The 22,609-nt window shown below is 68.9% G+C and carries 22 protein-coding genes; 7 read left to right on the top strand and 15 right to left on the bottom strand.

What is annotated here, in order from left to right:
• Positions 1 to 14: 14 nt before the first annotated feature.
• From G7A98_RS10740 to G7A98_RS10730, 3 genes are read left to right on the top strand one after another with little or no spacing between them, the layout of a single operon-like run.
• Positions 15 to 734: a DUF484 family protein gene (locus G7A98_RS10740; RefSeq protein WP_163649673.1), complete on the top strand. Its 720-nt coding sequence runs from the start codon at positions 15 to 17 to the stop codon at positions 732 to 734.
• Complete coding sequence (locus G7A98_RS10735) at positions 718 to 1,647, top strand: tyrosine recombinase XerC (protein WP_163649672.1); 930 nt, start codon at positions 718 to 720, stop codon at positions 1,645 to 1,647. The genes G7A98_RS10740 and G7A98_RS10735 overlap by 17 nt, the downstream gene beginning before the upstream one ends.
• 20 nt (positions 1,648 to 1,667) lie before the next feature.
• Positions 1,668 to 2,372, top strand: a complete 705-nt coding sequence (locus tag G7A98_RS10730) for an HAD family hydrolase (RefSeq protein WP_163649671.1) — start codon at positions 1,668 to 1,670, stop codon at positions 2,370 to 2,372.
• 51 nt (positions 2,373 to 2,423) lie between these two features.
• Here G7A98_RS10730 and yihA read toward each other — a convergent pair whose 3' ends face one another.
• Positions 2,424 to 3,008, bottom strand: coding sequence for a ribosome biogenesis GTP-binding protein YihA/YsxC (gene yihA / locus G7A98_RS10725; protein ID WP_240464737.1), 585 nt, complete (start codon positions 3,006 to 3,008; stop codon positions 2,424 to 2,426).
• A 221-nt stretch (positions 3,009 to 3,229) separates the two neighbouring features.
• Here yihA and G7A98_RS10720 point away from each other — a divergent pair, with 221 nt between their 5' ends.
• The 4 genes from G7A98_RS10720 to G7A98_RS10705 all read left to right on the top strand — a co-directional run bounded on the left by G7A98_RS10720 (position 3,230) and on the right by G7A98_RS10705 (position 6,866).
• Positions 3,230 to 3,862: a thiol:disulfide interchange protein DsbA/DsbL gene (locus tag G7A98_RS10720; protein WP_163649669.1), complete on the top strand. Its 633-nt coding sequence runs from the start codon at positions 3,230 to 3,232 to the stop codon at positions 3,860 to 3,862.
• Between the two features lie 80 nt (positions 3,863 to 3,942).
• Positions 3,943 to 4,752, top strand: coding sequence for an endonuclease/exonuclease/phosphatase family protein (locus G7A98_RS10715; RefSeq protein WP_163649668.1), 810 nt, complete (start codon positions 3,943 to 3,945; stop codon positions 4,750 to 4,752).
• 150 nt (positions 4,753 to 4,902) lie between these two features.
• Positions 4,903 to 5,460: a TRAP transporter small permease subunit gene (locus tag G7A98_RS10710; RefSeq protein ID WP_163649667.1), complete on the top strand. Its 558-nt coding sequence runs from the start codon at positions 4,903 to 4,905 to the stop codon at positions 5,458 to 5,460.
• Entirely contained in the window at positions 5,460 to 6,866 is a 1,407-nt protein-coding gene (locus tag G7A98_RS10705; protein WP_163649666.1) for a TRAP transporter large permease subunit, read from the top strand. Before G7A98_RS10710 ends, G7A98_RS10705 begins: the two co-directional genes overlap by 1 nt.
• 51 nt (positions 6,867 to 6,917) lie before the next feature.
• On the opposite strand, the gene nuoN is transcribed toward G7A98_RS10705, so the two are convergent.
• From nuoN to G7A98_RS10635, 14 genes are all read right to left on the bottom strand, one after another.
• Positions 6,918 to 8,366, bottom strand: a complete 1,449-nt coding sequence (nuoN, locus tag G7A98_RS10700) for an NADH-quinone oxidoreductase subunit NuoN (protein WP_163649665.1) — start codon at positions 8,364 to 8,366, stop codon at positions 6,918 to 6,920.
• Positions 8,363 to 9,910 (bottom strand): NADH-quinone oxidoreductase subunit M, encoded by a 1,548-nt coding sequence (nuoM, locus tag G7A98_RS10695; protein WP_163649664.1) that lies wholly within the window; start codon positions 9,908 to 9,910, stop codon positions 8,363 to 8,365. Before nuoM ends, nuoN begins: the two co-directional genes overlap by 4 nt.
• Before the next feature lie 67 nt (positions 9,911 to 9,977).
• Complete coding sequence (gene nuoL / locus G7A98_RS10690; RefSeq protein ID WP_163649663.1) at positions 9,978 to 11,837, bottom strand: NADH-quinone oxidoreductase subunit L; 1,860 nt, start codon at positions 11,835 to 11,837, stop codon at positions 9,978 to 9,980.
• Positions 11,838 to 11,847: 10 nt separating this feature from the next.
• Complete coding sequence (nuoK, locus tag G7A98_RS10685) at positions 11,848 to 12,156, bottom strand: NADH-quinone oxidoreductase subunit NuoK (RefSeq protein WP_163649662.1); 309 nt, start codon at positions 12,154 to 12,156, stop codon at positions 11,848 to 11,850.
• Positions 12,153 to 12,698: an NADH-quinone oxidoreductase subunit J gene (gene nuoJ, locus G7A98_RS10680; protein WP_163649661.1), complete on the bottom strand. Its 546-nt coding sequence runs from the start codon at positions 12,696 to 12,698 to the stop codon at positions 12,153 to 12,155. The genes nuoK and nuoJ overlap by 4 nt, the downstream gene beginning before the upstream one ends.
• A 21-nt stretch (positions 12,699 to 12,719) precedes the next feature.
• Positions 12,720 to 13,259: an NADH-quinone oxidoreductase subunit NuoI gene (nuoI, locus tag G7A98_RS10675; RefSeq protein ID WP_163649660.1), complete on the bottom strand. Its 540-nt coding sequence runs from the start codon at positions 13,257 to 13,259 to the stop codon at positions 12,720 to 12,722.
• A gap of 16 nt (positions 13,260 to 13,275) precedes the next feature.
• Positions 13,276 to 14,256: an NADH-quinone oxidoreductase subunit NuoH gene (nuoH, locus tag G7A98_RS10670; RefSeq protein WP_163649659.1), complete on the bottom strand. Its 981-nt coding sequence runs from the start codon at positions 14,254 to 14,256 to the stop codon at positions 13,276 to 13,278.
• On the bottom strand, positions 14,253 to 17,000 hold the full coding sequence (gene nuoG, locus G7A98_RS10665; protein ID WP_163649658.1) for an NADH-quinone oxidoreductase subunit NuoG: 2,748 nt from the start codon (positions 16,998 to 17,000) through the stop codon (positions 14,253 to 14,255). Before nuoG ends, nuoH begins: the two co-directional genes overlap by 4 nt.
• Positions 17,001 to 17,045: 45 nt before the next feature.
• The gene (gene nuoF / locus G7A98_RS10660) at positions 17,046 to 18,404 is read right to left on the bottom strand and encodes an NADH-quinone oxidoreductase subunit NuoF (protein ID WP_163649657.1); all 1,359 of its coding nucleotides are present in this window, start codon (positions 18,402 to 18,404) and stop codon (positions 17,046 to 17,048) included.
• Positions 18,401 to 18,904 carry an NADH-quinone oxidoreductase subunit NuoE gene (gene nuoE / locus G7A98_RS10655; protein ID WP_163649656.1) on the bottom strand — a complete coding sequence of 168 codons (504 nt, stop codon included), beginning with the start codon at positions 18,902 to 18,904 and terminating at the stop codon, positions 18,401 to 18,403. The genes nuoF and nuoE overlap by 4 nt, the downstream gene beginning before the upstream one ends.
• Before the next feature lie 2 nt (positions 18,905 to 18,906).
• Positions 18,907 to 20,691 carry an NADH-quinone oxidoreductase subunit C/D gene (gene nuoC / locus G7A98_RS10650; RefSeq protein ID WP_163649655.1) on the bottom strand — a complete coding sequence of 595 codons (1,785 nt, stop codon included), beginning with the start codon at positions 20,689 to 20,691 and terminating at the stop codon, positions 18,907 to 18,909.
• A 44-nt stretch (positions 20,692 to 20,735) separates the two neighbouring features.
• Complete coding sequence (locus tag G7A98_RS10645; protein WP_163649654.1) at positions 20,736 to 21,416, bottom strand: NADH-quinone oxidoreductase subunit B; 681 nt, start codon at positions 21,414 to 21,416, stop codon at positions 20,736 to 20,738.
• 95 nt (positions 21,417 to 21,511) lie between these two features.
• Positions 21,512 to 21,919 (bottom strand): NADH-quinone oxidoreductase subunit A, encoded by a 408-nt coding sequence (ndhC, locus tag G7A98_RS10640; protein ID WP_163649653.1) that lies wholly within the window; start codon positions 21,917 to 21,919, stop codon positions 21,512 to 21,514.
• Positions 21,920 to 22,122: 203 nt separating this feature from the next.
• Positions 22,123 to 22,554, bottom strand: coding sequence for a YqaA family protein (locus G7A98_RS10635; protein ID WP_163649652.1), 432 nt, complete (start codon positions 22,552 to 22,554; stop codon positions 22,123 to 22,125).
• Positions 22,555 to 22,609 lie beyond the last annotated feature (55 nt).

The raw sequence follows: 22,609 nt of genomic DNA, 5'->3' as shown, positions 1-22,609 counted from the left end.
CGAGGACGCCACCCATGCCTCCCGCGAAAGCGCCCGAACCCCGGCAGACCCTCGACCCCGAGATGGTGGCGCAGTGGCTGGCCCGCCATCCCGACTTCTTCATCGGCCGCGAGGGCCTGCTGCAGCAGCTCAAGGTGCCGCACCCGGACGCCCGTCACGGCGCCGTCTCGCTGCTCCAGCGGCTGGTGCACGACCTGCGCGAGCGGGCCGAGGGTGCCGAGCGCCATCTCGAGCAGCTGCTCGACTCGGCCCGCCACAACGAGTCGCAGTACCGGCGGACCCGCGAGCTGATCCTGGCGCTGCTCGAGGCCGAGGACAGCGATGCCCTGGGCGAGACCCTGGCCACCCAGCTGGCCGAGCGCTTCCGCACCCAGGCCGTGGCGCTGTGGTGCGCCCCCTCGCTCACCGACTGTGACCCCGCACCGCCGCAGCCGCCGCGCTTCGTGCTCGACGAGGCCAGCGGCGCCCGCCTGGCGGCGCTGCTCGACGGACGGGCCAGCCGCTGCCGGCGCCTCTCGCGCACCGACTGGAAGCGCCTGCTGCCGCACGTCGACCCGCCCTCGCAGGCCGGCTCCTGTGCCGTCACCCGGCTGACGCTGGGCGAGCCGCAGGGTTACCTGATCCTCGCCAGCCATGACGCCGAGCACTTCCGCGCCAGCCTGGACACCCTGTTCACCGAGTATCTCGGCGAGGTCGTCGCGCGCCTGATGGTGGCCCATGCCCGCCCCGACTGACGACCTGGACGCCGCCGTCGAGGGCTTCCTGCAGGCCCTGGCGCGGGAGGCCAGCCCGGCCACGGTGGACGCCTACCGGCGCGACCTGGCGGCGCTGACCGCCTTCGTCCGCGAGGCCGGGCTCACCGGCTGGGACGAGCTGGACCGTGACCAGATCCGCCGCTTTCTGGGCCGGGAACGCGTCCGCGGCCTGGCGCCGCGCAGCCTGGCCCGGCGCCGGGCGGCCCTGTCGCGCTTTACCCGCAGCCTGCACGATCAGGGTGTACTGCCCCACGACCCGGTCCGCCTGACGCGCACGCCCCGCGCCCCCGCATCCCTGCCCAAGCCGCTGGACGTCGATCAGCTGTCGCGTTTCCTCGACACCCCGCATGATGGCTCGCCGCTGGCCTGCCGCGACCAGGCGATGTGCGAGCTGTTCTACTCCAGCGGCCTGCGCCTGGCCGAGCTGGCCGGTCTCGATCTCGACCACCTTGCCGCGCATCGCGTGCGCGTGCTCGGCAAGGGCGCCAAGCCCCGTCAGGTGCCGGTGGGCCAGCGCGCCGCCCAGGCCCTGGACGCGTGGCTGGCAGCCCGCCCGGCCCTGGCGGCGGCCGGCGAACCGGCGCTGTTCGTCGGCCGCCGCGGCGCCCGCCTGGGGCACCGCGCCATCCAGCAGCGCCTGTCGCGGCTCGCCGTCGAACGCGGTCTGCCGGAACACCTGCACCCGCACCGCTTGCGCCACTCGTTCGCCAGCCATCTGCTCGAGTCCAGCCAGGACCTGCGGGCCGTTCAGGAACTGCTCGGTCACGCCAACCTGTCGACCACCCAGATCTATACCCGGCTGGACTGGCAGCACCTGGCCGGCGTCTACGATGCCGCCCACCCCCGAGCGCGCCGGCGCACGCCGGATGCCGACGACCAACAGCCGGACTGATTCCGCAAGGAGCCCCGCCGATGCGCCCCATCACCGCCCTGACCTTCGACCTGGACGATACCTTCTGGGACAACGCGCCGGTCATGGCGCGCACTGAAACCGGCCACTACGACTGGCTGCACGAGCGCGTCGGCCATGCCGGGCATTTCCCGCTGGAGGAGTACCAGCGCCGCCGGCTGGCCTTCGCCGCGCGCCACCCCGTGCGCCGTGGCGACTTCACCTGGGTGCGTCGCGAGACGCTGCGCGAGATGCTTGTCGAGTTCGGGCTGGAGGCGGCCGACGCGGCGCACTGGGCCGAGGCCGCCATCGAGCGGATGCTGGCCCTGCGCCACGAGATCGAGGTGTTCGAGGAGGTGCCGGCGATGCTCGACGCGCTGGGGCAACGCTATCGGCTCGGCGCGATCACCAACGGCAACGTGGATCTCACGCGCCTGGCGATCGGCCGTCATTTTCCGGTAATCATCAATGCCGGCGAGAGCCTGGCGCCCAAGCCCGACGCCCGCCCCTTTCTCGCCGCGCTGGCGCGACTCGGCCCGGTGCCGCCCTCGCAGGGCCTGCATGTCGGCGATTCCTGGCGCGAGGACGTGCTGCCGGCGCGGCGGCTGGGCATGCGGGTGGCCTGGATCGACAAGGATGACGAGCGTCCGGCGGCGCTGCCCGAGGGCGTGTATCGCCTGGGGCATATCCGCGAGCTGCCGGCGTTGCTGGAAAGACTGGAAGGCTGACGACGCGGCTTTTCCGGCGCCCGTCTGCCCGGGCGCCGGCGTATCCCGCTCTCAGGTTTCGACGGCGTCGAGCAGCCAGGCGTCGAGCCGGGCCTCCAGGGTATCCAGTCCCTGGCGCTTGAGCGACGAGAACAGCTGGATGCTGACCAGGTCCTCCCACTCGCGCAGCTGCGAGCGCACCTTGGCCAGTGCGTTCTTCGCCGCGCCGGGCTTGAGCTTGTCGGCCTTGGTCAGCAGGATGTGCACCGGCATGTCCTGCTCGTCGGCCCAGCCCAGCATCATCTCGTCGAACTCGCTAAGCGGGTGGCGCACGTCCATCAGCAGCACCACGCCCTGCAATGAACCGCGCCGCTGCAGGTAGTCGGCCAGGTGGCGCTGCCACTCGCGCTTGACCGCTTCCGGCACCTTGGCATAGCCGTACCCCGGCAGGTCGACCAGCCGGCAGGCCTCGTCGCCGGCAAGGCTGAAGAAGTTGATCAGCTGGGTGCGCCCCGGCGTCCGGGAGGTCCGGGCCAGCGCCTTCTGTCGGGATAGCGTATTGATGGCACTCGACTTGCCGGCGTTGGAGCGGCCGGCGAAGGCCACCTCGCGGCCCTGGTCGGCCGGGCACTGGCCCAGCGTCGGCGCGCTGGTCATGAAACGGGCGGTCTGGTAGTTGAGACGGGTCACGGCTTGCCTCGTCGGGCTGGGCGGAAATCGACTGGACCGGCGATTGTAGCACTCCCTCCGGCGGCTGTGAGCCTCGCACCCGGCCCGCCAAGGCCATCGCCGGAACCTCCGCGCCCGCGACGACTCCAACACGCCGACGAATCTGATACCTTTAGAGCCATTGCCATCATCGAAAGGAGAGTGGGCGCATGTTGAAACAGTGGATCGCGGCCGTCGCCGGCCTGGGCTTTTCCGCGCTGGTCATGGCCGCGCCCCCGGTGGCCGGCGAGGACTACAAGGTGCTCGACACGCCGGTGGAAACCTCGGTGCCCGACGGCCAGATCGAGGTGACCGAGGTCTTCTGGTACGGCTGCCCGCACTGCTACGCCTTCGAGAAGCCGCTCAACGCCTGGGTCGCCGAGCTGCCCGACGATGTCACCTTCATGCGCGTGCCGGCCACCATGGGCGACACCTGGACGGCCCATGCCCGCGCCTTCTATGCCGCCAAGTCGCTGGGCATCCTCGACAAGGTCCACGACGACTTCTTCGACGCCATCCACAAGGACGGCCGGCACCTGACCGACCCGGAGAAGGTGGCCGAGTTCTTCAGCCACTACGGCGTCACCAAGGACGAGGCGCTCAAGGCGCTCGACTCCTTCGGCGTGAAGAGCGAGCTCAACCAGGCCCATGCGCGGATGCGCGGCTACCAGATCATGGGCGTGCCGGCGCTGATCGTCGACGGCCACTACGTCGTCACGCCGCAGTCCGCCGGGAGCCTGGAAAACATGCCCAGGGTCGCCGACGCGCTGATCGACAAGGTTCGCGAGCAACGCCGCCAGTAAGGGCTTCTTGCGCGACCGGCAAACGAGGTGGGCGTTTCCGGCGCCCGCCCAATCGGGAGTCTGGAAATGACCGCCAAGCCATGACACAGGTGCACGCCTTCCACGCCAGCCCCACCGCGACGCTGCGCCTGCTGACCTTCAACCTGCAGGTGGGCATCTCGACGTCGGCCTATCATCACTACCTGACGCGCAGCTGGCAGCACCTGCTGCCTCACCCCCGGCGTCAGCGCCGGCTCGACCTGATGAGCGAGGTGCTCAAGGGCTATGACATCGTCGGCCTGCAGGAGGCCGATGGCGGCAGCTTTCGCTCGGGCAACGTCAATCAGGTGGACTACCTGGCGCAGCACGCCGGCTTCCCCCATCACTACCAGCAGCTCAACCGCAACCTGGGCCGCTTCGCCCAGCACAGCAACGGCCTGCTGTCGCGCCTGGCGCCCGCCCGCATCGAGGAGCACCGCCTGCCGGGCACCCTGCCCGGACGCGGCGCCCTGCACGCCCGCTACGGCGACGGCCCGGATGCCCTGCACATCTTCATCGCCCACCTGGCACTCAGCCATCGCGGCCGGGTGCGCCAGCTCGACTACCTTAGCGAGCTGGTCGCGCCGCTCCACCACGTGGTGGTGATGGGCGACTTGAACTGCACCCCCGAGCAGCTCCACAGCCACTCGCGCTTCTGCAGCGCCCTGCCACTGCGCCCGGTGCGCACGTTATTGAGTTATCCTTCCTGGCAGCCACGCCGGGCACTGGACCATATCCTGCTGTCGTCGTCGCTGGAGGCGGACAACCTGCAGGTCCTCGACCAGCTGTTCTCCGATCACCTCCCCCTGGCCGTCGACATCCACCTGCCGCCGCGTTGTCAGCAGGCGGTGGGCATCCCGTCAGACCAATGACCCATTGCCGCCGCCCCTGCCCCCGGTCACTCTGAGCGGCGTTCCGGCGTTCCGGCGCTCCGGCGTGGCCGTCACGCCGCCGCTAAAGTTGGCGGCCGGCGTGTCGATACGACAGCAACCGACAAACAACGCCACGCAAGCGAGGGTTTCATGAATCGAGGTCCATCCCTGCCAGCCCCCCTGGCCTGGATCGACGCCATCACCGAACGGCTGGGCAAGGCGCTCGCCTGGCTGGTCATGGCCATGATGCTGATCCAGTTCCTGATAGTCGTGCTGCGCTATCTCTTCAATTTCAACAGCATTCCCATGCAGGAGTCGGTGATGTACATGCACGCCACCCTCTTCCTGCTCGCCGCCGGCTACACGCTCAAACATGACGGGCACGTACGGGTGGATATCTTCTATCGCACCTTCTCGCCGCGAAAGCAGGCCTGGGTCGACCTGCTCGGCACCCTGCTGCTGCTGCTGCCGTTCATGGTGTTCGTGATCGCCACCAGCCTGGGCTACGTGGGCAAGTCCTGGGCGATTCTCGAGGGCTCGCCGGACACCGGCGGCATCCCCGGGGTCTTCCTGCTCAAGACGCTCATTCCGCTGTTCGCCGGCCTGATGATCCTGCAGGGCATCGGCGAGGTCATCCGCAAGAGCCTGATCATCGGCGGCCGGCTGCCGCCGCAGGAAGGACACGATCACACCGAGGAGCGCGTCTGATGCTGGAGTTCATGCCGCTGGTGCTCTTCGCGCTGATCTGTATCGTGCTGATGGCCGGCTTTCCGGTCGCCCTGACGCTGGCCGGGACGTCGCTGGCCTTCGCCGGGCTCGGCATGGGTTTGCAGTCGCTGGGCATCGATGCCAACTTCGATGCCAGCTTCCTGTCGGCCTTCCCCAATCGCCTCTACGGCACCATGACCAACCAGACGCTGCTCGCCGTGCCGCTGTTCGTGCTGATGGGGGTGCTGCTGGAAAAGTCCAAGGTCGCCGAGACCCTGCTCGACGCCATGGCGCTGCTGTTCGGCTCGCTGCGTGGCGGCCTGGGCATTTCGGTGACCATCGTCGGCATGCTGCTGGCCGCCTCCACCGGCATCGTCGGTGCCACCGTGGTAACCATGGGCCTGCTGTCACTGCCGACCATGCTCAAGCGCGGCTACAGCCAGTCGCTGGCCACCGGGACGATCTGCGCCACCGGTACCCTGGGTCAGATCATCCCGCCGTCAATCGCCCTGGTGCTGCTCGGCGACGTGCTCTCCTCCGCCTACCAGCAGGCCCAGCTGTCGATGGGCATCTGGAGCCCCAAGACCGTCTCGGTCGGCGACCTGTTCATCGGCGCGCTGATCCCCGGGATGATCCTGGTCGTGCTGTACATCGCCTACGTGGCGTTCATCGCCTGGCTCAAGCCCGAGTCCGCCCCGCCGGCCGATCGCCGCGAGCTGATGGCGGAACTGGGCCACAACGGCAGCCTGTGGACCCTGCTGCTCAAGGGGCTGGTGCCGCCGATGGCGCTGATCGTCGCCGTGCTCGGCTCGATCCTTGGTGGCTTCGCCACGCCCACCGAGGCCTCGGCGGTGGGCGCCTTCGGTGCGCTGGTACTGGCGCTGGCCTACCGCAAGCTGGACCGCGCCACGCTCACCGATGTGGTGCGTTCGACCACCCACGTCACCACCATGGTGTTCTTGATCCTGGTGGGCGCGGCGCTGTTCTCGCTGGTCTTCCGCGCCTACGGCGGCGAGGCGCTGGTCAAGGACATCTTCAACAACATGCCCGGCGGCGTGGTGGGCGCGACGCTCATCGTCATGCTGGTGATCTTCTTCCTGGGGTTTATCCTCGACTTCATCGAGATCACCTTCGTGGTGGTACCGATCGTCGGCCCGGTGCTGCTGGCCATGGGGCTCGATCCCGTGTGGCTGGGCATCATGATCGCCATCAACCTGCAGACTTCCTTCCTGACGCCGCCCTTCGGCTTCGCGCTGTTCTACCTGCGTGGCGTGGCCCCGGAATCGGTGCCCACCACGGCGATCTATCGCGGCGTGATCCCGTTCATCGTGCTGCAGATCGCCATGCTCGTCGCACTGACCTTCATTCCCGAGCTGGCCACCTGGCTGCCGGCGCAGTTCAAGTAGGTGCCGGACCGAGTGCCCCGCGCCGGCCGGCGCGGGGCCCTCGTCACCCGGTCAGCCCAGCATCATGGCGCTGACCACCCGTACGCCATCGATCATCGGCGCCGGATAGATCCCCAGCACGATCACCAGTACCGCCACGACCAGCACCATCAGCCCGCCGGCCTGGACCGCCCAGTCCTCGGGGGCGTCGCGACGCTGCATGCCGGCCTCGGCCAGGTACAGGGTGACCATCACCCGCAGGTAGTAGAACAGGCCGATGGCGCTGCCCGCGATCACCGCACCGACCAGCCACCAGCGACCGGCCTCGACGCCCAGCGCGACGATGTAGAACTTGCCGATGAAGCCGGCGGTGAAGGGGATGCCCGCCATCGACAGCATGGTGATCGTCAGCACCGCCGTCAGGTAGGGTCGCCGCCAGAACAGCCCGCGATAGTGGTGCAGCGCCGCCGCGTCCGAGCCGCCGTAGGGGCTCGAGATCAGCGTCACCACGCCGAAGGCGCCCAGGGTGGTGAGCATGTAGGTGACCAGATAGACCCCGGTGGCCTCGACGGACAGGCCGTCGCCGATCACCAGCGCGGTCAGCAGGTAGCCGAAGTGGGCGATCGACGAATAGCCCAGCAGGCGCTTGAGGTTGGACTGGGTCACCGCCAGCAGGTTGCCCACCAGCATGGTGAGCACGGCCAGTACCGCCAGCACCTCGTGCAGGGCACTGGCCTGGAAGGCCGGCGAGGCCATCACCAGGCGCAGCAGCACGGTGAACACCGCCACCTTGCTGGCCGTGGCCAAGAAGGTGGCGGCCGGCCCCGGGCCGCCCTCGTAGACGTCCGGCGTCCACATGTGGAAGGGCACCACCGAGAGCTTGAAGCCCAGGCCGATGAGCATCATCGCGGCTCCCGCCAGCCCCCAGACGCCGACGTCGTCGCCGAGCCCGGAGACCAGACCGGCAAAGTCCAGGTGGCCGGTCTCGGCGAACAGCAGCGCCATGCCGAACAGCAGGAAGGCGGTCGCCGCCGCCGACAGCACCAGATACTTCACGCCGGCCTCGAGCGAGCGACGCTCCCGGTAGGTGTAGGCGAGCATGCCGTAGAGCGGCATCGACACCAGCTCCAGGCCGAAGAACAGCGTCGCCAGGTGGGTGCTGGCCGACAGCACCAGCCCACCCGCCGTGGCGCACAGCAGCAGCAGGTAGAACTCCTCGCGCGGGCCGCCGTAGTGGGCCAGGTAGGCGTGTGCCAGGGTCGTGCAGGCCAGGGCCGCGACCAGGATCAGCGCCGCCGAGAACAGCGCCAGCCCGTCGATGGCCAGCAGCGGCGTGGTCAGCGGCGCCATGAACCACACACCGATCAGCGCCAGCAGGGCCAGGTTGAGCCCTGCCGCGGTGAAGGTGGCGATGCCGGTGTGATGGCGCCGCCAGGCGATCGCCAGCATCACCCCGATGGCCGTGGCGCAGACCAGGATCAGCGGCATCAGCGCCAGCAATTGCGTCGCGGTCAACGTCATGGGGCCCCCGTCAGCAGAAGAGTGGTCGACTGTGAAACGACACCGAACAGGCGCTGCACCTCACCCATGGCCGCGCCCGTGGTATCCAGCAGGGGCTGGGGATAGAGCCCGAACAGCAGCACCAGGCCCACCAGCGACAGCATCATCAGGTATTCGCGCCGATCCAGGTCGGCGAACACGCCTTCACCCTGGGCCGGGCCGAAGTACACGCGCTGCATCAGCAGCAGCGAATAGACGGCCGCCAGCACGAAGCCGAAACTGGCCACCACCACGAAACCGGGCGCCACCGGGAAGCTGCCGAACAGGATCAGGAACTCGCCGAGGAAGTTGGCGGTGCCCGGCATGCCCAGCGAGGCGGCGACAAAGCACAGCGAGAAGCCCGGCAGGCTGCCCAGGCGCCCCCAGAGCCCGCCCATCTGGCGCATGTCGCGCGTGTTCAGGCGCTCGTAGAGCTGGCCGCTCAGGATGAACAGCCCGGCTGCCGAGAAGGCGTGGGCCACCATCATCACCACCACGCCCTGCAGCGCCAGCTCGGTACCGGCGTAGATGCCGATCAGCACGAAGCCCATGTGGGCGATGCTGGTGTAGGCGATCAGCCGCTTCATGTCCTGCTGGCCGCAGGCCAGGATCGCGCCGTAGAAGATGCCGATCACCCCCAGGGTCATCGCCACCGGGGCGAACGCCTGGGACGCCTCGGGGAACAGCGGCAGGGCGAAGCGCAGCATGCCGTAGGCCGCGGTCTTGAGCAGAATCCCCGCCAGGTCGACGCTGCCCGCGGTGGGCGCCTGGGCGTGGGCGTCGGGCAGCCAGCCGTGGACCGGCACCACCGGCAGCTTGACGGCGAAGGCGACGAAGAAGCCCAGCATCAGCCACATCGCCGTGCTCTCCGACAGCGAAGTCTGCATCAGGGTGGCGTAGTCGAAGGAATACTCGCCGGTATTGGCATGGTGGACGAACACCAGGCCCAGGATCGACACCAGCATCAGCAGCCCGCTGGCCTGGGTGTAGATGAAGAACTTGGTCGCCGCGCGGATGCGGGTCCGCCCTTCCGAGCCGCTGTGCCCCCACAGCGCGATCAGGAAGTACATCGGCACCAGCATCATTTCCCAGAAGAAGAAGAACAGGAACAGGTCGATGGCCAGGAAGACGCCGACCACGCCGCCGAGAATCCACAACAGGTTGAGGTGGAAGAAGCCGACCCGCTTGACGATCTCGTTCCACGAACACAGCACGGCGAGCATGCCCAGGAAACCGGTCAGGGCGATCAGCACCAGCGACAGGCCGTCGAGGGCCAGGTGCACGTCGATACCGAAGCGCGGGATCCACGGCACGCGCCACTCCATCGACCAGCGCAACGCCTCGCTGGCCGTGCCGGCGTTGGCCAGGTGGTATTCCCCCTGGAACCACAGCCCCAGCGTGATCAGCAATTCGATCAGCATCGTCCCCAGGGCGATCCAGCGCGGGGGCATGGAGCCGAAGCGTTCGGCCTGCCAGCACAGCAGGCCCCCGATGAAGGGGATCAGGATCAGCCAGAGCAGCGTCATAAGCGGTGGATTCCCTGTCGTTGAAACATCAGCGGCGTTGTCCCGCGCGCGCGGACCGATGGCATCGTCATCCCCCCAGCACCAGTACCAGCAGAATCAGTGTCGCCCCGGCCGCCATGGTGGTGGCGTAGAGCCGCAGCTTGCCGGACTGGGTCAGGCTCAGGCCGCGATGCAGCGCCCACGAGAGCCAGGCCGGCAGCAGCAGGGCACGGTCGATGAAGTCGCTGCGCAGCAGCCGGACCAGCACGCGATAGGGCCGCACGAACAGCCAGTCGTAGGCGATGTCGAAGCCCCAGGCCTGATTCCAGAACCACCACAGGCGCGCCTCCCAGCCGCCGGCCACGCGCTCGGCCAGCCAGCGCTGGCGCCGCAGGAACAGCCAGGCGGCGACGACCAGCCCGCCCAGCGACACCAGCGCCGCGACGACGCCCAGCACGGTATGGCCGGCGCCGTGGGCATCGGCCCCGGGGCCGGCCGGCAGCACGCCCTCGAGCGGCGGGTGGATCCATGCCCCGATGAAGGTGGAGAGCACCGCCAGCACCACCAGCGGCAGGCCGTGGACCGGCCCGCGCCCCGGCTCGGCATGGCGGGCGTTGTCGCTGCCCGGCTCGCCGTGGAAGGTACCGATGATCAGGCGCAGCGTGTACAGCGAAGTGAGGAAGGCGCCGACCAGCCCGGCCAGCATCAGCCCGCCATGGCCTGAGGCCAGCTCCTGCCAGAGGATCTCGTCCTTGCTGAAGAACCCGGCCGACACCAGCGGCAGTGCCGACAGCGCCGCCCCGCCGATCACGAAGCCCGCATAGGTGAGCGGCAACTTGCGCCACAGCCCGCCCAGCCGGCGCATGTCCTGCTCGTGGTGGGTGCAGACGATCACCGAGCCGGCGGAGAGGAACAGCAGCGCCTTGAAGAAGGCGTGGGTCATCAGGTGGAAGATCGCCGCGTCGTAGGCACCGACGCCCAGCGCCAGGAACATGTAGCCGATCTGGCTCATCGTCGAGTAGGCCAGCACGCGCTTGATATCGGTCTGCGCCAGGGCGGCGAAGCCGGCAATCAGCAGGGTCAGCGCACCGATCACGCCGACCAGATAGAGTACCGCCGGGGCCAGCTCGAAGACGCCATGCAGGCGGGCGATCAGGTAGACCCCCGCAGTGACCATGGTGGCGGCGTGGATCAGCGCCGAGACCGGGGTCGGGCCGGCCATGGCGTCGGCCAGCCAGGTGTGCAGCGGCAGTTGCGCCGACTTGCCCAGCGCCCCGCCAAGGATCAGCAGTGACGCGACCTGCGCCTGCCAGGCCCCCTCGGCCCACACGTCGGGGGCCCGGGCGAGGATCTCGGTGATGTCCAGCGTGCCCAGCTCGCGGAACAGCAGGAACAGCCCGATCGCCAGAAAGACGTCACCCAGCCGGGTGATGATGAAGGCCTTGAAGGCCGCCCAGCCGTTGGCGGCGGTCTCGAAGTAGTAGCCGATCAGCAGATAGCTGCACAGGCCCACACCTTCCCAGCCCAGATAGAGCAGCAGCACATTGTCGCCGAGAACCAGCAGCAGCATGCTGAACACGAACAGGTTCATGTAGGCGAAGAAGCGAAGTCGCCCGGCCTCGTCCTGCATGTACCAGGCGGCGAACAGGTGGATCAGGAAGCCGACGCCGGTGATGATGCCCATGAGCGTCAGCGACAGCCCGTCCAGGTGCAGCCCGATGGTCGGCCGGAAGTCGCCGACCGTCACCCAGGCCCACAGGGTCATGTCGACGCTCGTCTCGCCGGACGCCAGGAAGCGCCAGCCGACCCAGGCGGCGACCAGCGCCGCCAGGCCCACGCTGGTCACGCCGACCACCGAGCTGGCGCGCGGCGAGAGGCGGCCCCGCGACAGCGACAGGATCAGGGTGCCGGCCAGCGGTAGCAGGAAGGTCCAGGGCAGTAACGTCATTGGCGGCTCCTCATCCGTTCATGCGGCTGGCCGCATCCACGTCCAGCGTCTTGAAGCGATGGTGCAGCTGGATCAGCAGCGCCAGGCCGATGCTGGCCTCGGCCGCGGCCAGGGTAATCACCAGCAGGAACATCGCCTGCCCCTCGGGCTTGCCCCAGCCGGTACCGGCGACGATGAACGCCAGCGCCGCGGCATTGAGCATGATCTCCAGGCTCATCAGCACGAACACCATGTTGCGCCGGCAGACCAGCCCGGCCAGGCCCAGGGTGAAGAGCATCGCGGCCAGCACCAGGCCATGCTCCATGGGAATACCGCTCATGAGGCCTCCTTGCGGGCTCCGGATTCACGACTGACGGCGGGCTTGTCCGGCTCCGGCAGCCGCCCCACGTGCGACGCGGTGACCAGCGCCGCCAGCAGCAGCATGGCCGCCAGCTCGACCACCAGCAGCCAGGGGCCGAACAGCAGGCTGCCCACGGCCCGGGCGGTCAGCGTCTCGCCGCCGATGACCCGTCCGGGATCGCCGCCCCACAGCGTGGCGATCAGGGTCAGCAGCAGGATCCCCGACAGCACCGAGGGTCCCAGCCAGACCCGGGGGCGCATCCAGGCACGCTCCTGGGCGACCACCGTCTCGCCCAGGTTGAGCATCATCACCACGAACACGAACAGCACCATGATCGCCCCGGCGTAGACGATCACCTCCAGGGCCCCGGCGAAGGGCGCTCCCAGGGCGAAGAACACCATGGCCACGCTGATCAGCGAGATGATCAGGTAGAGCAGCGCATGCACCGGGTTGGGGTTGGTGATCACGCCGAGGGTCGCCAGCACCGCGACCAGAGCACTCAGATAAAAGGCGATTTCCATGTCATTCCCTTCGCGTACGGTTCAGGGGAGCAGCGTCTTGACGTCGATCGGCTCGGCCTCGTTGCGCGCCTTGCCCTTGTCCTTGCCGGCAATCGCCAGCCCCGAGACCTTGTAGAAGTGATAGTCATGGTCCTTGCCGGGGCCGTTGATCAGCAGATCCGACTTCTCGTAGACCAGTTCCTGGCGCCGGTACTCGCCCATCTCGAAGTCCGGGGTGAGCTGGATCGCCGAGGTCGGGCAGGCCTCCTCGCACATGCCGCAGAAGATGCAGCGCGAGAAGTTGATGCGGAAGAATTCGGGATACCAGCGGCCGTCCTCGCGCTCGCCCTTCTGCAGCGAGATGCAGGCCACCGGGCAAGCTACCGCGCACAGGTTGCAGGCCACGCAGCGCTCCTCGCCGTCCGGATCGCGGGTCAGCACGATGCGCCCCCGGTAGCGCGGCGGTAGCGGCACCGGCTCCTCGGGGTAGTTGAGCGTCTCCCGCTTGCGGAAGCTGTGCATGAAGACCATGCCGATCGTGCGCAGCTGGGAAACGGTTCCTTTGAGCACGTTCATCAACATCGCGGTTGCTCCTCGGTCACAGCGGGTCGGCGATCAGGATCACCGCCCCGGTCACCAGCAGATTGATCAGGGTCAGCGGCAGACAGACCTTCCAGCCGAAGCTCATCACCCGGTCGTAGCGCGGTCGCGGCAGCGAGGCGCGCAGCAGCACGAACAGCACCAGGAAGGCCGCCGTCTTGAGGGAGAACCAGACGATCGGTGGCAGCCAGGGCCCGTGCCAGCCGCCGAAGAACAGCGTGACGATCAGCGCCGAGACCAGCACCATGCCCACGTACTCGCCGATAAAGAACATGCCGAACTTCATGCTCGAGTACTCGACGTGGTAGCCGTCGGCGAGCTCCTGCTCGGCCTCGGGCTGGTCGAAGGGGTGGCGGTGGGTCACCGCGATGCCGGCGATCAGGAAGGTGCAGAAACCGAAGAACTGCGGCACCACGAACCACAGCCCCTCCTGGGCGTTGACGATCTCGCGCATGTTGAACGAGCCGGCCATGGCCACCACGCCCATCAGCGCCAGCCCCATGAACACCTCGTAGGAGAGCGTCTGCGCCGAGGCGCGCATGGCGCCGAGCAGAGCGTACTTGTTGCCGCTCGCCCAGCCGCCGAACAGCACCGCGTAGACGTTGATGCCGGCCAGGGCGAGGAAGAACAGCAGCCCGATGTTGAAGTCGGCCACGCCCCAGCCGGGAGTGATGGGGATGATCATGAACGACAGCAGCAGCGAGGCCATGGCGATGCCCGGGGCCAGCACATACAGCGTGCGGTCGGCGAAGGGCGGGATCCAGTCTTCCTTGAAGAAGATCTTGATCATGTCGGCGATCAGCTGCAGCGAGCCGAAGGGCCCGACCCGGTTGGGGCCGTAGCGGTCCTGCCACAGCCCCAGCAGGCGGCGCTCGACCACCGTCATCACCGCCCCCAGCAGTACCGCGCCCAGCAGGATCACCAGCGCCTGGAGCATGGCGATCAGGCTGGCGGCGACGGGCTCCGACAACCAGTTCATGCGCGCCCCTCCTCGTTGGCTTGCGTTGCGGCCACGGCCAGAGTCACCGCTTCACCGCCAGCCGGCCACGGCTCGATCCCCGCGGGTACCCCGATGGTGCCCGCGGGCCAGCGCGCCTCGCAGCGCACCGGCAGCACGAGTGCACCGTGCTCGCCCGCGACGCGCAGCGGCTGGCCGTCGCTCACGCCCAGCCGGGCGGCGTCATCGGCCGCCAGCCTCACGACCGGGGCACCCGCCCGGGTCTGGATCGGTGCGGCGCGGGCCGAGGTCTCGTCGCCGCCGAACAGCCGCGGCAGTACCACCACCTTCCATTCAGCCTCTGCGGAGCGATGGACCGCGGGGATGGCGTCGGCATAGCGATAGCCGCCGGGACGCGGCGCCAGCAGGCGCACCCCCGGGTCGCCGGCGCGCAGATGGCCGCCGACCTCGTCGGTGAACTTGTTCCAGGCCTGGGGCGAGTTCCAGCCCGGCGCCCAGGCGAAGGCGACCTCCTCGCGGGGCCGGTCGAAGCCGTTGTAGCCCTCCATCGAGAAGGTGAAGGCCGAATCCGGGTCCTGCGGGGCACGCGGCTCGCTGACGTTGATGTGCGCGCGCATGGCGGTGCGACCGCTGTAGCGCTGCGGCTCGCGGGCCAGCTTGAGCCCGCGGACCCGGTAGTCGGCCCCCGGCGCGGCATCGATGATGGCGGCCAGGTCGGGATAGTGGCGGGCGCAGTCGCGGGTCACCGCATCCAGGGCGATGTCGCCGACGTCGTGGCGCAGCACGTCGGCCCGCAGCACGTGCAGCCAGCGCCAGCTCTCGCGGATGCGCGTCTCCGGGCGCATGTAGGCCGGGTCGAAGACCTGGAAGAAGCGCTGGGCGCGCCCCTCGAGGCTGACCAGGGTGCCGTCGGCTTCGGTGAAGGCCGCCGCCGGCAGGCCCAGGTGGGCCCGCTCCCAGGTGGCGGTGCGCTGGTGATCGAGCACCACCACGGTCTCCGCGGCATCCAGCGCCGTCTCGATGCGCGCACTCGGCAACCGCTGATGGAGATCGTTCTCCAGGATCACCACGGCGTCGGCGCGCCGGCTCTCGAGTTCGTCGAGCGCCCATTCCAGCGGCGCGCCGCCCATCAGCGCCAGCCCGGTGCTGTTGGCCTCGCGCCGCACCAGCATCAGGCTGCCCCGGCACGCCCGGCGGGCCAGCGCCCGGGCCACATTGCCGGCGGCTTCGACGATGGCTTCCGAGCCCAGCGAGCCGCCGCTGATCACCAGCGGCCGCTCGGCGGCCAGCAGGCTGGCGGCGATCTCGCGGGCCGCCTCGCGGGTGGCGGCGTCGAGATGGTCGACCGCCGGCGCCGCGGCGTCGATCTCGTGGGCCACGGCGAAGCCCAGCCGGGCGATGTCATCAGGCGCCAGCGTCCAGCCGCCCGCGGTGATGTCGTCCAGCTCGGTGGCGGCGGGATAGGCGATGAACACCGGATGGTAGCGGTCCTGGCCCAGGGTGCGCACCGCGGCGTCGTTCCAGGCGGGGATGCCGCGCTCGGCGGCCAGCGCCTCGCGCCGCGCCTGGGCGGCCTGGCGCACGGACAGGGCGACCCGGGCGGCGCTGGCGATCAGGTCCTCGCCGAGAATCAGGATGGCATCGTGGTTCTCGACGTCGCGCAGCGTCGGCGTGGGCAGGCCGCACTCGCGGTTGAGGGTCTGCATGCGCCCCAGCAGGCGCTGCTCGGCGGCGGCGATGCCGGTGGAGAAGTTGCCCTCGCCGACCAGCGCGCGCAGCTGGTGGTTGCTCTCCAGGCTGGCGCGCGGCGAGCCGATGCCGATCACCCGGCGGGCGCTGCGCAGGCGGTCGGCGCCCCGGTCCAGGGCGGCATCCACTTCCAGGGTGACGCGCTCGTCGCCCCGGTCGCTGCGCCATTCCGGCAGGCGCGGCCGATCGTCGCGATTGACGTAGCCGTAGCCGAAGCGCCCGCGATCGCAGAGGAAGAAGCGGTTGACCTCGCCGTGGTAGCGGTTCTCGATGCGCCGGATGTCGCCGTAGCGCTCGCCGGGGCTGATGTTGCAGCCCACCGCGCACTGGTGGCAGAGGCTCGGCGCGAACTGCAGGTCCCACTTGCGGGTGTAGCGCTCGGAGTGGGTCTGGTCGGTGAACACCCCGGTCGGGCAGACCTCGGTGAGGTTGCCGGAGAAGGGACTCTCCAGCACGCCCTCCTGGTGGCGGCCGAAGTAGATGTTGTCGTTGGCCCCGAAGGCGCCCAGGTCGGTGCCGCCGGCGTAGTCCCGGTAGAAGCGCACGCAGCGGTAGCAGGTGATGCAGCGGTTCATCTCGTGGGCGATGAACGGCCCCAGGTACTGGTTGCGGTGGGTGCGCTTGCGAAAGCGGTAGCGGCGCCGGTCGTGACCGGTCATCACCGTCATGTCCTGCAGGTGGCAGTGGCCGCCCTCCTCGCAGACCGGGCAGTCGTGCGGGTGGTTGATCATCAGCCACTCGATGACGCTGGCGCGGAACTCGCGGGCCTCGTCGTCGTCGATCGAGATCCAGGAGCCGTCGGAGGCCGGCGTCATGCACGACATCACCAGCTTGCCGCGGGTGTCGTTCTCGTCCTGGTACTGCTTGACCGCGCACTGGCGGCAGGCGCCGACGCTGCCCATCGCCGGGTGCCAGCAGAAGTAGGGCACGTCGAGGCCCAGCGACAGGCAGGCGTCCAGCAGGTTGTCCGCCCCGTCCACGTCGTAGCGCTGCCCGTCCACGTGAATCGTCGCCATGCCCTTACCTCGCCTCGCAGTGAATGGATCGATGCCGGTAACGCCTCATACCTGACCCACCGGGATGGGGTCGGCGTGCGCGGTGCGCGGCGGATGCGTCACGCCGCGCTCGAACTCGCCGCGGAAGTACTTCAGCGCCGACTGCAGCGGCATCGCCGCCCCCGGGGCGTGGGCGCAGAAGGTCTTGCCCGGCCCCAGGTCGTCGGCCAGCTTGTCGAGCAGCTCGACATCGCCGCGCTCGCCCTCGCCGCGCTCCAGCGCCTGGAGGATCTTCACCGTCCACGGCAGGCCGTCGCGGCAGGGCGTGCACCAGCCGCAGGACTCGCGGGCGAAGAACTGCTCCAGGTTGCGCACCAGCGACAGCACGCTCTGGTCCTCGTTGACCACCGTCAGCAGCCCGGTGCCCAGGCGGCTGCCCAGCTTGCCGATGGTGTCGAAGTCGAGAGCCGAGTCGAGATGCTCGGGCAGCAGGAAGCCGGTACTCCCGCCGCCGGGCAGCCAGGTCTTCAGCGCCTTGCCGTCGCGCAGGCCGCCGGCGCGCTCGAGCAGCTCGCTGGCCGGGGTGCCGATCGGCAGCTCCCACAGGCCGGTGCGCTCGACCTTGCCCGAGACGCCGAACAGCTTGGTGCCGCCGTCGTTGCTCAGCTCGCCGGAGAGATCCTGGTACCACTGGGCGCCGTGGGCCATCACCGCCGGGGCGTTGCAGAAGGTCTCGACGTTGTTGACCACGGTGGGCTTGCCCCAGGCGCCGGACTGGCCCGGAAACGGCGGCTTGGCCCGCGGGTTGGCGCGCTTGCCCTCGAGCGAGCTGATCAGCGCGGTCTCCTCGCCGCAGATGTAGCGCCCGGCACCGGTGTGCAGGGCGATGTCGAAGTCGAAGCCGCTGCCGGCGATGTCGTCGCCCAGCCAGCCGGCGCCGCGGGCCTCGTCGAGGGCCTGCTGCACGGCGCGGGCGGCCTCGACGTACTCGCCGCGCAGGAAGATGTAGCCGTAGCGGGAGTGGTTGGCGTAGGCGCCGAGGATCATGCCCTCGATCAGCAGGTGCGGCTGCTGCTCGAGCAGCAGGCGATCCTTGAAGGTGCCGGGCTCCATCTCGTCGGCGTTGCACACCAGGTAGCCGCGCGGAATGCTGCCCCCCTTCATGGTCAGGCTCCACTTCATGCCCGCCGAGAAGCCCGCGCCGCCACGCCCGCGCACGTTGGCCTCCTTCATGGTGGCGACCACGTCGTCGGGGGACTGCCGGTTGAGCACCTCGCGCACGGCGGCGTAGCCGTCCTTGCCGACGTACTCGTCGAGCCCGATCCGGGCGCCGTCGTCGCGCAGCCGCCAGGTCAGCGGGTGCGTCTCGGCACGACGCTCGGCGGCGCTCTGGCGAAGCTGGCTGTGATAGCGCGTCACGCTCATGCGAAGCCCTCCAGCAGGTCGGCCACGTCGCCGGGGGCGACGGGGCCGTAGGTGCAGTCGTCGATCATCAGCGTCGGGCCGCGATCGCAGGCCCCCAGGCAGCACACCGGCAGCAGCGTGAAGCGGCCGTCGGCGGTGGTCTGGCCGAAGCCGATGCCGAGCTCGGCCGACAGCGCGTCGCGCAGTTCCTCGTAGTCGTTGAGAAAGCACGAGCTGCTGTCGCAGACCAGGATCACGTGGCGCCCCACCGGCTGGCGGAAGATCAGGCTGTAGAAGGTCGCCACGCCCTCGACGTCGGCGGGCCCCACGCCGAGTACCTCGGCGATCGCCGGGATCGCCGCGTCGGGCACCCAGCCGTGGCGGCGCTGGACGATCTTGAGCGCCTCGATGCAGGCCGCCTGGGGCTGCTCGTAGTGGTCGCGTTCGTGCTCGATGGCGCGACGGTCCTCGGGCTCGATGACGAAGCCGTCGCGGGCGATGGTGCGTGCGGTGTCGTTCATGTTCAGCGATCCACGTCGGCCATGACGAAGTCGATACTCCCCAGATGGGCGATCAGGTCGGGCACGAAGCCGCCACGCATCACCGCCGGAATCTGCTGCAGGTGCGGGAAACTCGGTGTGCGAATGCGCGTGCGATAGCTCATGGTGTTGCCGTCACTGGTCAGGTAGTAACTGTTGATGCCCTTGGTCGCCTCGATCATCTGCAGCGACTCGTTGGGCTTGAGTACCGGCCCCCAGGAGACCTGCAGGAAGTGGGTGATCAGCGTCTCGATGTGCTGGAGCATCTTCTCGCGCGGCGGCGGCGTGGTCAGCGGGTGGTCGGCCTTGTAATCGCCGGCGGGCATGTAGTCGACGCACTGCTGGATGATGCGCAGGCTCTGGCGCATCTCCTCGATGCGGATCTGGCCGCGGTCGAAGACGTCACCGTTGCTGCCCAGCGGCACCTCGAAGTCGAAGTTCTCGTAGCCGCCGTAGGGGCGCTTCTTGCGCAGATCGAAGTCGCAGCCGGTGGCGCGCAGGTTGGGGCCGGTGACGCCCCAGGCCAGGGCCTCGCGGGTGGTATAGGCGGCGATGTGACGGGTGCGCTCGCGGACGATGGCGTTCTCCATCATCGCCCGCTCGTACTCGACGAGCCGCTTGGGCATCCAGTCGAGGAACCCCTGGACCAGGGTGTCCCAGCCCTTGGGCAGATCCATGGCCGTGCCGCCGATGCGGAACCATGCCGGGTGCATGCGGAAGCCGGTGATCGCCTCGATCACCTCGTAGCCCTTCTGGCGGTCGGTGAAGGTGAAGAACACCGGGGTCATCGCCCCCAGGTCCTGCAGGTAGGTGCCCAGGAACAGCAGGTGGCTGGTGATGCGGAACATCTCGGCCATCATTACCCGGATGGTCATGGCCCGCTCGGTCACCTCGATGCCGGCGAGCTTCTCCACCGCGAGGATATAGGGCAGGTTGTTCATCACCCCGCCGGTGTAATCGATGCGGTCGGTGTAGGGGATGAAGCTGTGCCAGGACTGGCGCTCGGCCATCTTCTCGGCGCCGCGGTGGTGATAGCCGATGTCCGGCACGCAGTCGACGACCTCCTCGCCGTCGAGCTGCAGCACGATGCGAAACGCGCCGTGCGCCGACGGGTGGTTGGGGCCGAGGTTGAGAAACATGAACTCGGTGTCGTCGTTGGTGCGTCGCATGCCCCAGTCCTCGGGCTGGAACTGCAACGCCTTCTGCTCCACGTCCTGGCCCTCGACGGTGAGCGTGTAGGGGTCGAACTCGGTGGCCCGGGCGCCATGGTCCTTGCGCAGCGGGTGGCCCTTCCAGGTCGGCGGCATGAGCAGGCGCGTCAGGTGGGGGTGGCCGGCGAAATCGATGCCGAACATGTCCCACACCTCGCGCTCGTACCAGTTGGCGTTGGGGTAGAGCGAAACCACGCTGGGGATCTTCAGGTCACTCTCGGCGAGCGCCACCTTGAGCATCACGTCGCGGTTCCGTGAGATCGACATCAGGTGATAGAAGACCGTGAAGTCCGACGCCGGCAGGCCGCGGCGGTTGGCGCGCAGCCGCTCGTCGATCGCCGACAGGTCGTAGAGCATCTCGAACGGCTCGGGCATGTCGCGCAGGAACTTGAGCACCTCGGTGAGCGACTCGCGGGGGATCCACACCACCGGCATGCCGGTGAGCGTGGCCTGCTCGAGGACGGCGTGATCGCCGAGGCGCTGGCGGAGCGCGCCGACGATCGGGTCGGCGGCGGCGCCGGCGGCCGCGTGATCGGGGGTCGGTGTGTCAGCGCTCATGAGCGTCGGCAAACTCCTGCGGCGAAAGAAAAACGGTCGCGGTGTCAGATGCTGTCGGGCGTGCGCAGCTCGGTGGCCTGGATGCGCCGGTCGCGGTGCTTCTCGCGCTGCGAGGGCATCTCGGCGCGGTAGACGCCCTGGTCACCGACCACCCAGGACAGCGGGCGACGCTCCTCCTGGATCGAGTCCTGCAGCAGCTGCAACCCCTGCAGGAAAGCCTCGGGACGCGGCGGGCAGCCCGGCACGTACACATCCACCGGCAGGAACTTGTCGACGCCCTGCACCACCGAGTAGATGTCGTACATGCCGCCCGAGTTGGCGCAAGAGCCCATCGAGATCACCCACTTGGGCTCGAGCATCTGGTCGTAGAGCTGCTGGATCACCGGCGCCATCTTGATGAAGCAGGTGCCGGCAATGACCATGAAGTCGGCCTGGCGCGGGGAGGCGCGAATCACCTCCGAGCCGAAGCGGGCGATGTCGTGGGGCGCGGTGAAGGCCGTGGTCATCTCCACGTAGCAGCAGGAGAGCCCGAAGTTATAGGGCCACAGGGAGTTCTTGCGCCCCCAGTTGACCGTCGCGTTGAGGACCTCGTCGAGCTTGCCCATGAAGACATTGCGATGCACCTGCTGCTTCATCGGGTCGTCCTCGAGGCGCTGGCGCTCACCGAGCGGATAGCGGGCGTCCGCTGCCACAGCGTCTTCTGCACGCGTCAGGGTATAGGGCATGCGATTCCTCCAGCGAACGTTATGCGACTACGTACTGCATCTTGGGCGGTCGGGGCGGCGTGAGGGTGCCGGACCCGACCGCAGCGGCCGGCGACTCAGGAGCCGGGGTCGCGCATCTTGCGCTTGGGTGCCCACTCCAGGGCCCCCACGCGGCTGTCGTAGACCAGACCGGCCAGCAGGATGGCGATGAACACCGCCGCACCGGCGAAGCCGGCCCAGCCCACCTCGCGAACCGACACGGCCCAGGCGAACAGGAACACGGCCTCGATATCGAAGATCACGAACAGCATCGCGACCAGGTAGAACTTGACGGAAAAACGCTGGCGAGCACTGCCGGCACCGATGATGCCGGACTCGAAAGGCAGGGATTTGCTGCGCCCCTTGCTGCGACCACCCAGCAGGCTGGAGGCGCCCATCATGAAGACGCACAGACCAAAGACGGCAATGACGAACAGGGCCACGGCCCAGTGCTGCGCGATGCTCGAAGCGGCGTCCTGGCTCATACACTCCCTCGTCCGGACCATGAACGGTCGGCGGGCCGCACTGCCACGACACGGGTGAGTGCCGGGGCCGGCCTGACCAACCAGTACGCGTTAAGCATAGGAGAGCATTAGATAAATGTCAGAAACAAGCCGTACTTTTGGCGTACCGGGGTGAACTGAGAATCGTTTCCGCAGTGCAGCAAAGGCGTAGCGCCGTGACCGCCTCACTGGCAATACCCGCCCAGCCAGTGTTCCGCCAGCCAAAGCACCACGGCATAGCGTGCCCCCTTGCCGGCCAGGATCAGCAGCGTCGCCTGCCCGAAGGGCAGCCGCAGCAGCCCGGCGACCACGGTCAGGGCATCGCCCACCACCGGCAGCCAGGCCAGCAGCAGGCTGAATCGCCCCAGCCGGGCGTAGGTGCGCTCGCCGCGCGCCAGTGCCGGCGCCGACACCGGAAACCAGCGGCGTCCGGCCAGGTGGCGGGCGTAGCGTCCCAGGGCGACGTTGACCAGGCTGCCCAGGGTATTGCCGAGAGTGGCCACGGCCCACAGCAGCCCCACGGCCTCGCCCTGGCACCACTGGCGGGCCAGCCAGACCTCCGAGCCGCCGGGCAGCAGCGTGGCGCTGGCCAGGGCGACGAGAAACAGGCTCAGCATGGCCGCCCCGCCGCCGGATCGGCTAGGCTGTAGCCCCGTTCACAGTTGAGGATCC

The organism is Modicisalibacter sp. 'Wilcox', from assembly GCF_010993675.1.
GTDB lineage: Bacteria > Pseudomonadota > Gammaproteobacteria > Pseudomonadales > Halomonadaceae > Modicisalibacter > Modicisalibacter tunisiensis.
The sequence above is the reverse complement of the archived record's forward strand: the minus strand, read 5'-3'. Positions and strand labels throughout refer to the sequence as shown.